General features: G+C 68.4%; 15 protein-coding genes and 2 pseudogenes. 7 read left to right on the top strand and 10 right to left on the bottom strand.

What is annotated here, in order from left to right:
* Positions 1 to 7: 7 nt before the first annotated feature.
* The 5 genes from ABZX61_RS54820 to ABZX61_RS54840 form a co-directional block, all read right to left on the bottom strand.
* Entirely contained in the window at positions 8 to 2,215 is a 2,208-nt protein-coding gene (locus ABZX61_RS54820; protein ID WP_355208350.1) for a xanthine dehydrogenase family protein molybdopterin-binding subunit, read from the bottom strand.
* The gene (locus tag ABZX61_RS54825) at positions 2,212 to 3,201 is read right to left on the bottom strand and encodes a xanthine dehydrogenase family protein subunit M (protein WP_355208352.1); all 990 of its coding nucleotides are present in this window, start codon (positions 3,199 to 3,201) and stop codon (positions 2,212 to 2,214) included. Before ABZX61_RS54825 ends, ABZX61_RS54820 begins: the two co-directional genes overlap by 4 nt.
* Positions 3,194 to 3,721, bottom strand: coding sequence for a (2Fe-2S)-binding protein (locus tag ABZX61_RS54830; protein WP_355208355.1), 528 nt, complete (start codon positions 3,719 to 3,721; stop codon positions 3,194 to 3,196). Before ABZX61_RS54830 ends, ABZX61_RS54825 begins: the two co-directional genes overlap by 8 nt.
* Before the next feature lie 246 nt (positions 3,722 to 3,967).
* Entirely contained in the window at positions 3,968 to 4,258 is a 291-nt protein-coding gene (locus ABZX61_RS54835; RefSeq protein WP_355208358.1) for an integrase core domain-containing protein, read from the bottom strand.
* Positions 4,259 to 5,068: 810 nt separating this feature from the next.
* A complete protein-coding gene (locus ABZX61_RS54840; protein ID WP_225966405.1) occupies positions 5,069 to 5,323 on the bottom strand; it encodes a MerR family transcriptional regulator in 255 nt (84 codons plus the stop codon).
* Between the two features lie 901 nt (positions 5,324 to 6,224).
* Here ABZX61_RS54840 and ABZX61_RS54845 point away from each other — a divergent pair.
* The 4 genes from ABZX61_RS54845 (at position 6,225) to ABZX61_RS54860 (ending at position 8,736) form a co-directional block, all read left to right on the top strand.
* Positions 6,225 to 6,659, top strand: a complete 435-nt coding sequence (locus ABZX61_RS54845; RefSeq protein WP_344985638.1) for an Hsp20/alpha crystallin family protein — start codon at positions 6,225 to 6,227, stop codon at positions 6,657 to 6,659.
* Between the two features lie 65 nt (positions 6,660 to 6,724).
* On the top strand, positions 6,725 to 7,015 hold the full coding sequence (locus ABZX61_RS54850; protein ID WP_355208361.1) for a MerR family transcriptional regulator: 291 nt from the start codon (positions 6,725 to 6,727) through the stop codon (positions 7,013 to 7,015).
* Between the two features lie 153 nt (positions 7,016 to 7,168).
* On the top strand, positions 7,169 to 7,516 hold the full coding sequence (locus ABZX61_RS54855) for a hypothetical protein (RefSeq protein ID WP_355208364.1): 348 nt from the start codon (positions 7,169 to 7,171) through the stop codon (positions 7,514 to 7,516).
* Between the two features lie 644 nt (positions 7,517 to 8,160).
* Positions 8,161 to 8,736 (top strand): dihydrofolate reductase family protein, encoded by a 576-nt coding sequence (locus tag ABZX61_RS54860; protein WP_355208461.1) that lies wholly within the window; start codon positions 8,161 to 8,163, stop codon positions 8,734 to 8,736.
* A gap of 441 nt (positions 8,737 to 9,177) precedes the next feature.
* On the opposite strand, the gene ABZX61_RS54865 is transcribed toward ABZX61_RS54860, so the two are convergent.
* From ABZX61_RS54865 to ABZX61_RS54875, 3 genes are all read right to left on the bottom strand, one after another.
* Positions 9,178 to 9,591, bottom strand: coding sequence for a ketosteroid isomerase family protein (locus tag ABZX61_RS54865; RefSeq protein WP_355208366.1), 414 nt, complete (start codon positions 9,589 to 9,591; stop codon positions 9,178 to 9,180).
* A 274-nt stretch (positions 9,592 to 9,865) separates the two neighbouring features.
* Positions 9,866 to 10,255, bottom strand: a complete 390-nt coding sequence (locus ABZX61_RS54870; RefSeq protein ID WP_355208369.1) for a hypothetical protein — start codon at positions 10,253 to 10,255, stop codon at positions 9,866 to 9,868.
* Between the two features lie 459 nt (positions 10,256 to 10,714).
* Complete coding sequence (locus ABZX61_RS54875; protein ID WP_355208372.1) at positions 10,715 to 11,125, bottom strand: helix-turn-helix domain-containing protein; 411 nt, start codon at positions 11,123 to 11,125, stop codon at positions 10,715 to 10,717.
* A 178-nt stretch (positions 11,126 to 11,303) separates the two neighbouring features.
* On the opposite strand from ABZX61_RS54875, the pseudogene ABZX61_RS54880 reads away from it, so the two are divergent.
* The 3 genes and pseudogenes from ABZX61_RS54880 to ABZX61_RS54890 all read left to right on the top strand — a co-directional run.
* Positions 11,304 to 11,798, top strand: a pseudogene (locus ABZX61_RS54880) (enoyl-CoA hydratase/isomerase family protein); the annotation flags it as partial.
* 26 nt (positions 11,799 to 11,824) lie between these two features.
* Positions 11,825 to 11,977, top strand: a pseudogene (locus ABZX61_RS54885) (hypothetical protein); the annotation flags it as partial.
* A 163-nt stretch (positions 11,978 to 12,140) separates the two neighbouring features.
* A complete protein-coding gene (locus tag ABZX61_RS54890) occupies positions 12,141 to 12,494 on the top strand; it encodes a carboxylesterase family protein (protein WP_355208463.1) in 354 nt (117 codons plus the stop codon).
* A 99-nt stretch (positions 12,495 to 12,593) separates the two neighbouring features.
* Here ABZX61_RS54890 and ABZX61_RS54895 read toward each other — a convergent pair whose 3' ends face one another.
* Both ABZX61_RS54895 and ABZX61_RS54900 read right to left on the bottom strand, forming a co-directional pair.
* Complete coding sequence (locus tag ABZX61_RS54895; protein WP_355208374.1) at positions 12,594 to 13,124, bottom strand: MarR family winged helix-turn-helix transcriptional regulator; 531 nt, start codon at positions 13,122 to 13,124, stop codon at positions 12,594 to 12,596.
* The gene (locus ABZX61_RS54900; protein WP_355208377.1) at positions 13,114 to 13,836 is read right to left on the bottom strand and encodes an SDR family oxidoreductase; all 723 of its coding nucleotides are present in this window, start codon (positions 13,834 to 13,836) and stop codon (positions 13,114 to 13,116) included. Before ABZX61_RS54900 ends, ABZX61_RS54895 begins: the two co-directional genes overlap by 11 nt.
* Positions 13,837 to 14,260 lie beyond the last annotated feature (424 nt).

Below are 14,260 nucleotides of genomic sequence, written 5' to 3' on the forward strand. Positions count from 1 at the left end.
CGTCCTGTCAGAAGAGCTTGTCGATCGTGATGGGCAGCGAGCGGATGCGCCTACCGGTGGCGTGGTGGACCGCGTTGGCGATGGCGGCACCCATACCGACGAGGCCGATCTCGCCGACGCCTTTGACTCCGACGGGGTTGAACCTGTCGGGCCGGCCGACGAAGCTCACCTGCATGTCGGGGATGTCGGCGTTGACGGGGATCAGATAGTCGCCGAAGGTGGCGTTGGCGATGCGCCCGGATCCCGGATCGGTGACCGTCTCCTCGAACATGGCCATGCCGATGCCGCCGACCGTGCCGCCGATGATCTGGCTGGTGGCTGTCTTCTCGTTCAGGATGCGGCCTGCGTCGATCACCGAGACGACCCTGGCCACCCGCAGCAGTCCGAGATCCGGGTCGACCCGCACCTCCACGAACTTCGCGCCGAAGGGTCCCGCGGGCGCCAGGCCCAGCTCCCGCGAGTCGGCCGGGGTGCTGGCGCCGTGGGCGCTGAGCTCCGTCAGCCCATGCGCGACGAGGATGTCGGTGTATGCCTCGCCGCGCTCGGGCGATCCCGTCCGGTGGATGCGACCGCGGCCGATGCTGACCTCGTCGACGGCGCACCCCGCCAGCGGAGAGGTGGGATCGTCGCGGACGGTGTCCAGGAAGGCCTGCACGAGATTGCGGCAGGCGGCGTGGATCGCGCTGCCGAGGCTGGCCGTCAGGCCCGAGCCGCCCTCCACGACCCCCGGCGGCAGGTCGGTGTCGCCGAGTTCGAAGGTGACGCGCGGCAGGTCCAGCCCGAGCAGCTCGGCCGACAGCTGGGCCATCACGGTGTAGGTGCCGGTTCCGATGTCGGTTACCGCGCTGCGCACCAGGGCCGTCCCGTCCCTGCGCAGCGTCGCGGTCGCCTCGCACGGCTTCTGGAACCAGAAGAACGAGACGCCGGCCAGGCCGTACCCGATCAGCCAGTCGCCGTCGCGCATCGAGCGGGGCTCGGGTAGGCGGCGCGACCAGCCGAACCGTTCGGCACCGACCTCGTAGCACTCGCGCAGGGCCTTGCTCGACCACGGGAGGCCGAGTTGCGGTTGGCTCTCGGCGTAGTTGCGCAGCCGGAGCTCGAGCGGGTCGATGCCGAGCTCGTAGGCCAGCTCGTCCATGGCCGACTCCAGCGCGAAGTTGCCCTGTGCCTCGCCGGGGGCGCGCATCGAGTTGCACCAGGTGACGTTCAGCCGGACCTGCCGGTCACGCGTGGAGACGTTGGGGCAGGCGTAGGCGTATGCCGTGCCGGAGGCGCACGGTTCGAAGTTGTCCCCCTCCATCTGCAGCGTCATGGTGCTCTCGTGGTCGATCGCGGCCAGCCGTCCGTCGCGGGTGGCGCCGATCTTGATACGCTGCTCCGTGGCCGTGCGGTGACCGACCCCGGTGAACATCTCCGGGCGGGTCAGCACAAGCTTGACCGGCCGGCCCACCGTGCGCGCGGCCAGGGCCGCGAGCATGACATGCGGCCACACGCGCAGCCCCGCCCCGAAGCCGCCGCCGACGAACGGGACCAGCACCCGCACACCGCTCTCCGGGACGCCGAACACCTGCGCGAGCGCCGTGCGCAGAGCGTCGGGCCACTGGGTGGAGTCGTGGACGGTGAGGGCCTCGCCGTCCCAGGCGGCCACGGTGGTGAAGAGGCCCAGCGGGTTGTTGGTGTTGTCGACCGTGGTGTACGTCGCCTCGAACGTCACCTCGGCCGAGGCCAGGGCGGCCCCGACGTCGCCGCGGCTGGAGTCCATCTCGAACGGGTCGGTGAGCACCTCCGCCCTGGGGTCATGAAGGTCGAGGCGCGGCTCGGTCGCCTCGTACTCCGCCTCGACCCGGCGGGCCGCGGCCGTCGCCTCCTCGGCGGTGCCCGCCACGACCACGGCCACGTACTGGCCGTAGTGCAGGATCCGGTCCCCCTGCAACGGCGGCGGCGGGGCCGACAGGATCACCGTGTCGGACGCGCGCCCCAGCGAGGGCGCGTTCTGGTGGGTGATGACCGCCAGCACGCCGGGCGAGGCCTGAGCGGCGCTCGTGTCGAGCCGGCTGATCCGCCCGGCGGCCACGGTGCTGCGCACGAGCGCGGCGTGCGCCAGGTCGGGGAAGCTGAAGTCGTTGGGGTAGTGCGCGGCGCCGGTGACCTTCAAGGGACCGTCGACCCTGTCCACTCCCTCACCGACCAGGTCGATCTGCTCGACGATCGTCATGACGCACCTCCGGCGGCGGTTCGCAGGGCGCGCACCAGGGTGCGCTTGGCCAGCTCGACCTTGAAGGCGGTGCCCTCCACGGTGAACGGGTCCCGGACCGCGGCCTCGGCCGCCGCGGTGAAGACCTCCAGGCTCGGGGGCAGCCCCCGCAGGGCCTGCTCGGCCTCGGGCGCGTGCCAGGGAATCGTCCCGACGCCGCCCAGGGCGACGTGTGCCTCGCCGATCACGCCGCCGTCGAATCGCAGGGCCACCGCGGCGGAGGTGAGCGCGAACTCGTACGAGACCCGGTCGCGGATCTTGAGGTACGTGGAGTGCGCGTCCGGCGGGAGCAGCGGGATGTCCACAGCTGTGATCAGCTCACCGTGGGTGAGCACATTCTCCACGTCGGGCGTGTCCCCCGGCACGCGGTAGAACTCCGTCAGCGGGACCGAGCGCTCCCCGCCCGTCCCGCGCAGGTGCACGACCGCGTGCAGCGCCACGAGCGGCACTGCCATGTCCGAGGCGTGCACGGCGATGCAGTGCTCGCTCGCGCCCAGGATCGCGTGCATCCTGGCGGCCCCCTGCACCGCGGCGCACCCGGAACCACGGTGCCGCTTGTTGCACGCGGGGACGGTGGGGTCGCGGAAGTAGCGGCAGCGGGTGCGCTGCAACAGGTTCCCGCCGATCGTCGCCATGTTCCGCAGTTGGACGGACGCACCCAGCAGCAGCGCCTCACGCAGGAACGGCAGGCGCACGGTCACCGTGGGGTCGGCGGCCAGCTCCTCCATCGTGGTCAGCGCCCCCACCCGCAGCACGTCGCCGTCGCGCGCGACGCCGGCGAGCGGCAACCGGGTGATGTCGACCAGCCGGTCCGGCTCCAGGACGCCGTCCTTCATCAGGTCGATCTGAGTCGTGCCGCCGGCCAGATAGGACGCGTCGGGATCGGCGGTCACCGTCGCCACGGCCTGGCCCACCTCGCCCGCCCTGACGTACTCGAACTCACGCATCGCGGCCACCCGCCCCCATCCGGTCGCGGACCTCGCGGATCGCCTTGACGATGTTGGGGTAGGCGCCGCACCGGCACAGGTTGCCGCTCATGAACTCGCGGATCTCCGCATCCGAACCCGCGCGCCCCTCCGCCAGCAGGCACACCGCCGACATGATCTGCCCGGAGGTGCAGTAGCCGCACTGGAAGGCGTCGTGACGGACGAACGCCTCCTGCACCGGATGCAGGACGCCGTCGGCCGCGAGGCCTTCGACGGTGGTGATCGCCCGGCCCTCGCACTGCGCGGCCAATGTCAGGCAGGACAGGACCCGCTTGCCGTCCACCATCACGGTGCACGCGCCGCAGGCGCCCTGGTCACAGCCCTTCTTGGTGCCGGTCAGCCCCAGCCCGTCGCGCAAGGCGTCCAGCAGGGTCACGCGGGAGTCCAAGTCGAGCCGATGATCGACGCCGTTTACGGTCAAGGTCACCGCGACCCGCACGATCGTCGGTGCGGGACTCCGGTGAGTCGCGTCATGAGCCATAACCCCTCGTTTCCGGCACGGCAAGAACCGCGGCCTCGCGGGGGGAGGTCTCACTTGTCAACGATACGCTCCACCCCCGGGGGGCGATCTGCGGGGATCAGGGCGGCTGGGCGGCCCGCCGGAAGGAGAGGCCGCCCATGGCCGCGTACCCGTGTTCGCCGATCACGCTCGATGGCCTACGCCCCTGATCACACCAGTCCGCAGGACCGCCAGGCGATCGGCACGCGCGGCGACCAGTGCCCACCGTCACCGCGCACCACCACGTACGCGGTGAGCGGCGACGCGAACGAGCTGCCACCGCACAGGACCCTGCGCCTGCCGAACGGGACGTAGCGGGGCGGCCTGGGCCAGGGCTTGGTGGGCTCGGTGCCGGTTGTAGAACTGTTCGTACTCGCGCAGGGCGTGCTGCAGGTGGCGTTCGTTCCACAGCAGGCAGCGGTCGAGAAGCTCATGGCGGCACGATTGCACCCACCGCTCCATGATCGCGCTCATCCGCGGCATCCGGATGCCGGTGAGCACGGTCTGGATCTCGTCCATGAGCTCCGGGAATTTCCCGTCCCGGTCACGGATCAGATAGCGGAGCCGGCAACCGGCGTCCTACAGATCCATCACCAGGTTCTTAACGGCCTGGGCGACCCAGTTCGCGGTCGGGTGCGCGGTACGCGGATGCGTCTGGTTGCGTGCTCGATGACGGCCCGGGTGTACTGACGCCGCCCACCAAGGGTGACGGTCTCGATGAAGTCGCATGCCAGTAGAGCTTCGGCTTGGGAGCGCAGGAAGTCGGCCCATGCGGTGGACGCCCGATCGGCTGCCGAATCAATGCCTTCCTGCTTGAGGATCTCCCAGACCGTGGACGGAGCGATCGTGATGCCGAGCGTGGTGAGCTCTCCGTGGACCCGCCGGTAGCCCTAGGACGGGTTCTCCCGGACCAGGCGCAGGACGTCGCGGGGCAGCGGTGCCAGGAGGGCGGCGAGGAGGCCCGGCCCTCCGGGGCGAACCTCACCCTTGTGCCGACGCCGAGTTGTCGTTCGAGGACGGTGATCTGGTGACGCAGGGCGTTATCGGCAGACGCACTGACAGGAGTCTTTGACCAGGTGGTGCAGCAGGTCGGCGAATTGGTAGTCGAGTTCGCCGGCCGCGCGCGCCACGTTGTAGTCCTCGTGCACGGCGATGGAGACGGTGAAGCGCTCGGGGAGCCGTGGTCCTCGGTCACGGGACGTCTTTCTCGGAGAAGGGCGGTCAGCTTCAACGGCCGACGCCGCGCGGGCCTCGCTGTCGTGGGGCTGCCCGGCGTTTCGGGCGCGGCCGGTCCTGATGCCCCCGGGTGTGGCCGGGGGCCGAAAGCGGTCAGTGGCGCTGGCGGAGTTCTTCGTTGATGCGCAGCGCCTCGGCGAGCTGGTCTTCCAAGATGATGATGCGGCAGGCCGCTTCCAGCTGGGTGCCGGCGTCGACGAGTTCGCGGGCGCGGGCGGCCAGGCGCAGCTGGTAGCGGGAGAAGCGGCGGTGCCCGCCCTCGCTGCGTAGCGGCTCGATCAGCTTGGCGGCGCCGAGGCTGCGCAGGAACGCCGGGGTGACGCCGAGGATCTCAGCGGCCCGGCCCATGCTGTAGGCGGGATAGTCCTCGTCATCGAGCCGCTGCCCGAGACTGCCGGCCGCTTCGACCGCCTGGACCGGGTGATCGGCTGGGTGAGCGCCGGTGGGGCGGGGCCGCTCCTGACTGGAGGCGGTGACCGTTGCCTGAGGTGTTTGATCCATTCAACCTTCCCGAATGCGAACAGGGGCCCCGGCGTCATGATGCGCCGGGGCCCAGAGGTTAACACCATCGACCGGCCCTGCCTGTGTGCTGCAGGGCGGTTCACTTATGCCGCACCAGCCGCCCGATGCGGGGGTGCGGGGATCGCGTAAGCGTGACCGTAGACCACCGTCCTTTTCGTGGAGCTGCGGTACCCGTGCGGCGACATGTGGCCGGCGACGGGCGATCCTGATGGCGTTCAACACTCCCTTCCAGTTATCCGTACCTCGGCACCCCGAACGCTGGCGCCGACTTCCTGCAAGCGGCAGCGCGTCCACCGCCCCGGCCCTCTTGCTCAACCACACTGGCCGCGGCAGTCCGACCTTCTGCCCTCTACCTCGTTCTGTACTGCTGTGTTCTGTACTGCTGTCCACGTCCGTCCGGGCAGCCCCATCGTGGTGCTCGTGCTGCCCTCGTGGATCCGTCCCTTGCGATGTCAGGAACTCTAGCCGCCCACAAGGCGAATGTCTACCGTGGCGACTACAGATTTTCTTTCGCTTTTGAGGCAAGAGCCCGCCGCCACGCCACATGATCGATGTGAAAGCAGGTCTCCCATGGCCGGGGCCTGATGCTCGTGTCAAACCCTTCTTCTCGCCCGGCCCATCCGAGGCACCTCAACGTCTTTCGGCAGCTTGAATCCATTCATAGGTGGAGTTAACATACAAACCAAGTTGGAGGTTCTTCTCGGAGAGCTCGCGAAGGGAGCTGGACATGCTGCTCACGTCCCTCGACCCGTTCATCCAGGAGTTCGAGCGCCAGTTCGACCAGCTGGCCCGCCGGACCTTCGGCACCGGCACTGGCGCCCTCATGCCGATGGACGGCCTGCGCCGCGACGACGACGTGCTGCTGACGTTCGACCTGCCCGGCATCGACCCCGAGTCCATCGAGGTCACCGTCGACCGCGGAGTGCTGAGCGTCAGCGCTCGCCGCGAGGAGGAGATCCCCGAGGGCGAGCGGGTCTTCGTCCGCGAACGCCCCATGGGCACCTTCACCCGTCGCGTCTACCTGTCGGAGTACCTCGACAGCGACAAGATCGACGCTGGGTACGCCAACGGCGTGCTGAAGGTCCGCATCCCCGTGCTCGAGCGGGCCAAGCCCCGCAAGGTCGAGATCCAGCAGGGCGACGTCAAGGCCATCCGGGCTTGATACGCACGTCCATGGCAAGGGCGGGTGCCGACGGGCCCGCCCTTGCCATTCGAGAGGAGGTCCGGATGGCCGGCATGCCGTTCGACGATGAGCACGCTCCGCTGTACTCCCTGGGTCAGGTCGCGGAGATGCTGCAGGTGCAGCAGGCCTTCCTGCGCCGGCTCGACCAGCACGACGTGGTCAGCCCGCACCGTTCCCCCGGCCGGCAGCGCCGCTACTCCCGCCACGACATCGGGCTGCTGCAGCACGTCACCACGATGACCGGCCAGGGAATGACGCTCAACGCCATCCGCCGCATCCTCGAACTGGAGCAGGAAGTCCGCGAACTGCGTGCGGCCCTGAAGCGACTCACCTAGAAGGGAGGCACCCTGTCATGATCGAGACCGCTCCGCCGATCGCATCTGCGGCCGCGGGCGGCGACCGGCCGGTGGTCGGCTCCTACGACAGCCTGCGAACAGGCCCGTGAGGCGGTCGCCTTCCTGGCCGACAACGGTATTCCGGCGCACCGAGTGAGCATCGTCGGGGAGAACCTGCGCCTGATGGAGAACGTTCTGGGCCGGATGACCACTCCCCGTGCGGCGGGCATGGGCGCTGCGCTCGGCGCCTGGTTTGGCCTGCCTTCCAGCCTGATGGTCCTACTGGTCACGGGCCCGTGGGCGGCGCTGCTGGCGGGGATGGCCTTCGGCGCGCTGCTCGGCGCCGCCTTCGGCGTGACCGCGTGCTGGGCCGCGCGCGGCCGAGGCGACCTGTTGACCAACCAGTCGCTGGTAGCCGCTCGCTACGCTGTCGTGGCCGACGTGGCCATCGCCGACGACGCGCGCAACCTCTTGATCAAGCACGGCTGGCGCACCGGCTGAGCCGGCAGGCGCCTCCCTGCCGATGTCCGTGCCTCATCGGGCCCCGGCGAGACATCGTACGCGGGAACAGCCCGTCCGGGGCTGTTCCCGCCGGCGTGCAGAATCTCCCACACCGTGGAGGCCGCGATCCTGTAGCCCAGGCGGGCCAACTCGCCTTGGATCCGCCGATGCCCCCGGGTCGGATTCTCCCGCGCCATCCGCACGATCAGTGCCTTGACCGGCCGGCGGCTGCCCGGTTCAGCACCGTGCCTTACATGTCTGACAAGATCATATCGCTCTGACCTGCGAGAAGAGGCCAAGAACCGAAGATAACGAGTGGACACGCGAGCCCGACGACCACCGCCCGCTACGACCGCCGCCCGGCCGCGACCCGGCGGGCTGCCGTGGCGCGGCTCCACATTCCCCGACCCGAGGACCTGGAGGTGCGCAAGGCGCCCGGACACGCCAGCTCGGCCACCGGATCCACGCCTACCAGAATGGCGTACGTCAGTGACCGTTCCGTAGCGGCCCAGTAGCGGCTCAGTGCTCAGCACGGATGTCCAGATGCGTGCCATCCGCCAGACTGGCGGCACACGGTCGAACAAGGAGGTCACGATACACAACCGCGACCGTGTTTCCGGATGCGACAGAGAGAGGCGTTACTTATGGCACAGGTGATCTGTGACATGTCTATCTCGCTCGACGGGTACGTCACCGGCCCGAACGACAGCCGTGAGAACCCGTTCGGCGACGGTGCCTGGATGCTGCACAAGTGGATGTCCGCCCAGGCGACCGACGAGGATCGGGCCATCCTGGAGCAGGTGATCGAAGACTGGGGTGCGGTGGTGATGGGCCGCAAGTCGTTTGAGAAGAACGAGGGGGAGGGCGGCTGGGGCGAGGGTGGCCCAATGGGTGAGGTCCCGTGCTTTGTGGTCACTCACCACAAGCCGACCAGGTCGTACCCGCCTGTGTTCACCTTCGTCACCGACGGAGTGGCCGGCGCGATCGAGCAGGCCAGGAAAGCGGCGGGAGACAAGGTCGTCGGGCTGCACGGCGCGACCGTCATGCAGCAGGCGCTCCCGCTCGGGCTGGTCGACGAAATCCGCGTGCACGTGGTCCCGGTCCTGGTCGGCGGCGGTACGCCGTTGTTCGGCACGCTCGACTCCTCGATCACCCTCGAACGCACCCAGGTGATGGCGACCCCGGCGGCGACCCACCTCTCCTACCGCGTCGTCCGCTGACCGCGAGGAACGATGGGGTGGCTCAAGGAGACCACCAAGTCGATCGCGAGCACGATGCCCCTGGGGCCATGACAGACGAAAGGGGCATCGTGCGGTGGACGTCACCGACGAGCAGCGGCTGCACGGGCCATCGGCCCGCCAGCGCTCTGGCGACGGTGTCGCGGCTCACCTTGAACTTCGCCGCGATCTCACGACCCGGCAACCCGGCTCGGGACGCATGGCGAATCTCCGCGTAGAGCTTGGCCCTGAACATCGCCCGCGTCACCGGCACTCCCTCGCTTGGAGTGGCGCACCGATATTCCCACCGCGACCACCGAGGTGGCTCCCAACCTCACCAACATGGCATAGCTGGCCCGCACAGCCTCAGAGCCACTAACTGCCGCGCGGCCCTGCCCTGAGGAGGAACTGAACTCACCAGGAGTAGAATTCAGGCAACAACTATCAATCAACTATGAAATCAACCATATTGATGATGGCATAGCCGATGTAGTACGCGCCGCCATCCTGCATGAGCACGAACGTGTCGGCGAAGTTCAGTGACAGTTCACCACTTGGCCTGAACTCCCCTTGCGCCACAACGAGTAGGGAGCCGTCTGCCATGGGCAGCACGTCGATGGGCAGGTCGACGTCGTGCTTGACCGTGGCCGCGCCGGGCCAGGACTGGATGTCCTGGAGCTTCTGTACGATGCTGCGCACGCCTACGGCCGGGTCGCCTGAACCGTCGATCCTGTTTTCTGTATAGATCAGAACCGAGCTCTCCCGGTACATGCTCCCGATATCTTTGAAATTTGTATCGAACGTTGAGTAATAGGACTCGATGAACTGTGTGGCTTCGGATGCATAGTCTTCGCCCACGGTTGTCCTTTCAATTGCGCCTCAGTTGGACCTTCATACCTGGAGGCTGGAGAGTTCTGGCAGCGCAGCCGGCTGGACGTCACTCCGCCCTCAGCGATGGTAGCGATCACCTTCGACACCCCAATCCCCCTTTGCGGTAGAACGGAAGGCGCTCCGGCCAAGGGGGGCGGGCGCAGCGGACCAGGTTGAGTGGCGGCTCGCTGCAGCTCTTGGAGTTCCGGGCCGACCAGGGGACACTGCCCCTTTCACCGGTGCGCACCGCGCCGTGAGGCCGTCAGGCCGTCCTGGTGGCGGGCACAGTGCCGGGCTCGCCGTCAGACCACTCAACTATGCTGTAGGCGAAGTGGCGGCCGTAGTGGCCGGGATATCCCACGCACTGCCACCACGACCCGAGATACTTCCTCTCCTCTGACCGTGTGGCGTCCCATGCCAGTCTCAGCGCGTTGCAGTGCTCGTCGTTGCTTTCCGCAAGAATCGACTGCGTCGCGAACAGGCCTATAGCGCCCAGAGCAGCGTAGGCGACTGCCATGGCCACTGTCTCATCCACCTCATAATTCTGGGTTTGTTCGGAGGCGGTCTTCTTGACGTGGTTATTCTCGTCTTCAGTCAGGTAGCGCATGGGCGGGGGAAGCGGGACCGGCGTGGGGATCTGATCTTCGGACATGCCGTCACCATGGCATAGAGGCGTTGCACCCGCCACCATGGCCGCTTCGCGGACGGCGCCCTTCCCCCGGTCTCCTGCGTCGCACCTCGCTGGTCTGGTCTGGCCGCGACCTTGCGCTTATGGCTGCCCGGTTCAGCACCGTGCCTTACACGCCTGACAAGATCATCTCGCTCTGACCTGCGAGAAGGGGCCAAGAGCCCAGGATAACGATTGAGCCCGGCGAGACCGCCATCAATGTGTCGTTCGAGCTGTACGTCGAAGCCGAATCCGCCATGGACCTGCGCATTGTTGTCCCCGAGAGCATCGCCGACGACCCCGGCGAGATCACTCGCTACTTGGAGGAGAACGAAGACGTGTGGCGCGACCAGCTCGACGAAGGAGCCGGAATGCCTTGCCTGGGCGGCCCGCCGACCGACGGTTGTCCAAACAGCCCGAGACCGCAAACTGCCGCCGTGCCGATCACGGACGATGAGCGCTCAAACCATCACTGGAGTGGGCACTTACGGAGCGCGCGTCGTAGGCCCCCTGCCGGGCGCCGATGTCGTCGGCGTGTTCGACCGCCCAGGTGTAGAGGTGCAAGAACGGCTCACGCAGCGACTCGCCGAGTGGCGTGAGCGAGTACTCCACCCCTACGGGCGAGGTCGGCAGGACACCGCGTTCGATCATGCCGTTGCGTTCCAGACGACGCAGGGTCTGGGTGAGCACGCGCTGGGTGACTCCCTCGAGCCGGCGCTTGATCTGGTTGAACCGTTTCGGCTCGGCCAACACCGCCATCGTCATCATCGACCACTTGTCCGCGATCTGGTCGAGGATCGGACGGGTCGGGCAGTCGGCGCGGAAGACCCAGTCCGGCTCGCTGGTATCGGTCACCTAGATATCCTCCGCGATGCTTGAGATGCCAAAAGTGCGTTATTGACGCCCCCGGGCGATCACCCAACCATAGGTATACATCAGATACCTAGCGGCGTGGCAGCCACTGTCGCATTGCCGTCGCCGTCTCCGGACAGGAGTCCCCGGCGTGAGCCAGCCCACCTTCTCCACCCTGCACGTGACGCGCGACCGCGGCGTCGTCAAGGCCGTCATCGACAACCCTCCCGTGAACGTTCTCAGCCTGGCGATGATGGCCGACCTGATGACGCTGCTGACCACATTGCGGCAGGACGAGACGGCCAAGGTTGTCGTGTTCGAGAGCGCCGACCCGGAGTTCTTCATCGCCCACGTCGACATGACGCTCGTGGACGACGAGGACGCCACCGCCGATCCGACCGCCGGGGCGCCGGCCGGGCTCAACGTCTTCCAGGCGCTCGGCGAGGCCCTGCGCACCCAGCCCCAAGTGACGATCGTCAAGCTGGCCGGGATGGCTCGTGGCGGAGGGGCCGAGTTCGTCGCGGCGGCCGACATGACTTTCGCGGCGATCGGCCGGGCCGGGCTCGGCCAGATGGAGGTGCTGGGCGGCATCGTGCCCGGTGGCGGCGGCACGCAGTACCTGCTGGCCCGGGCGGGCCGCAACCGCGCTCTGGAGATCGTCCTCGGTGCGGATCTGTTCGACGCGCAGACGCGACGCGGACGATGCCCTGCCTGCGCCGCGTGCCCACCTCACGACTGCTCGCCGCGCAGCAGAAGGTGCCCGCCACCTGGGCACCCTCCTACGGAACGGACACACTGCCGCAGGAGCCGGGCCGGGCGGTGGCCGAGGGAAGCTTCCACCGCGTACCGCTCATGGCCGGCACCACCGCGCACGAGGCCAGGTATTTCGTCGCCATGTATTTCGACGGGCCAGGCCGGCCGCTGAACCAGGAGGCCTACCAGCAGTTCCTGCGCACCGCCTACGGCCGGGCCGCGAAGCGGGTGTCGGCAAGGTATCCGGCCGGCGTCCACGGCTCGCCTGCTCGCCCGCAAGACCGCCGTCTATCAGTACGAGTTCGCCGACAGCGACGCCCCCAGACCGGCCGGTTTCCCCGTCCCCCGCACCTTTCCCCTGGGTGCCTACCACGGCGCCGAACTGTCCTATCTCTTCGACGGATTGGGAGCCGCCATCGACACCCGTCCCTCATCCGGCCAGCGCCGGCTGGCCGACCAGATGATCGGCTACTGGACCAACTTCGCCGCCACGGGCAACCCGAACGGTCCCGGCCTGCCCCGCTGGAAGCCGCTGACCAGTAACAGCGCGAACGATGTCCACACCCCCGGAGATGTCGCAGCACAACATCACTGCCGCTACTGGGCCACGCACAGCTGAGGGGACCTTCTCACCCTCAGCCCGTCGCGCCGTCGCGATAAGGGTCAAGCAGCCGGCCGGCTGATACGACGGATCGAGGCCACGTTCGGAACGTGGGGTTCAGTCCCCGACCTGCCCGGTCACAGTCGTGCCGTCCAGTCCGGCGAGCAGGTCGCGCAGCAGGTCAGCGAGCTGGTCGCGGCGTTCGGGCGCGAGGTGGCCGATGAGGCGGTCCTCGGTGGCGAGCAGGTCGGCGACGACGCGGTCGAGCAGGGCGTTGCCCGCGTCGGTGAGGGTGACCGCGCGCGCGTGGTAGCCCGACCCGGCGGTGGTCCGTTCGACCAGCCCGGCCCGGGCCGCCCGCTCCACGCGCTGGGTGATCGCGCCGCGCGTCACCATGCACGCCTCGGCCAGCTCGCCCGCTCTCATCCGGTACGGCGGGCCGCTACGCCGCAGCGTGGACAGCAGATCCAGCGTCGCGACGTCCACGCCCAGCTTCGCCAGGAGGCGGCGGCGCTCGTCGCCGAAGACCTTGGCCGCCCACCAGATCCGGGTGATGACCCCGATCGACTCCACCGGGACGCCCGGCAGCTCGCGCCGCCAGGCGTCCTGGATGGCGTCGGCGCCGTCGCGCGGCGGGTCAGCGGCCACGTTCGGCGCCGCCGTTCACCTGGATGATCTGCGCGGTGACGTGCCCGGCGTCGGGCGAGGCGAGCCAGTGCACGGTCCCGGCGATGTCCTGCGGCGTGCCGGGCCTACCGGTGTGGGTCTGCGCGACGAGCGTCGCGCGGCGTCCGTCGTCCAGGGTGCCGCCGAAGAACTCGGTGTCCTCGATGAACCCCGGGGCGACCACGTTCACCGTGATGCCGCGCGGCCCGAGAGCGGTGGCCAGGTCGAACGCGTACGGGTGCAGGGCCGCCTTCATCGGGCCGTAGGAGGTGCCGCCCGAACCCCGCAAGGCCGCGATCGAGCTGATGAACACGATCCGCCCGGACGGGTTGAGCAGCTCGCGGAACGCCTCGGTCGCCAGCACCGACGTCAGCACGTTGGCCCGGAAGTTGCCCGTCCACCGCTCCGCGAGGCCGTCGGAACCGCCGTGCGTCTCGACGTTGCCGCCCGCGTTGTTGACCAGCACGTCGATCGTGGCGAAGCGTTCGGTCAGGTCGGCGCGCACGCGCTCGACCTGCGCCGGCTCGCTCAGGTCGGCCGGCAGCGCGGTGGCGCCGATCTCCTTGGCTGCCTGCTCCAGCGTGTCGGCGCGGCGGCCGATGATCACGACTCGGTCGCCGTCGGCAGCGAAGCGCGCTGCCACCGCCTTGCCGATGCCGGTGCCCCCGCCGGTGACCACTGTCGTGCGTGTCATGTTCATCCCTCCTTGGAGTTTAGACCTAAAGTCAGCCTAGCAAAGGGAACTGGATGCCCCCGAGGGCGGCGGGAATAGCCGGATCTCTCGCCGGACAACGCGCCGGGTCGTCAACGGGGACACCGTGGACGACCGTCGTTCGGCGCGACCGCCCGGGCAACTCTTGATTTTGGATGACGTACGGGCGAAGCCCGTGCCTTTGGATCCTCCCGATATTGTTCTGTCCCAACCGGCGCCCTTTACAAAGTAGATTTCCTAGGAGGCGGGAGCGGGCTTCAGTGGCGATGCTCTCCTGGCAGCGCGCGCGCCACGAACAGCCGTCGTACGAACGCGAAGTCACATGGCGAACCGACGCCGCCGTCGGCCACCGAACAATCGCTATCTTGGGTTCTTGGCCCCTTCTCGCAGGTCAGAGCGAGATGAT

Origin of the sequence: Nonomuraea sp. NPDC003709 (assembly GCF_040610775.1) — a bacterium.
Lineage (GTDB): Bacteria > Actinomycetota > Actinomycetes > Streptosporangiales > Streptosporangiaceae > Nonomuraea > Nonomuraea angiospora_A.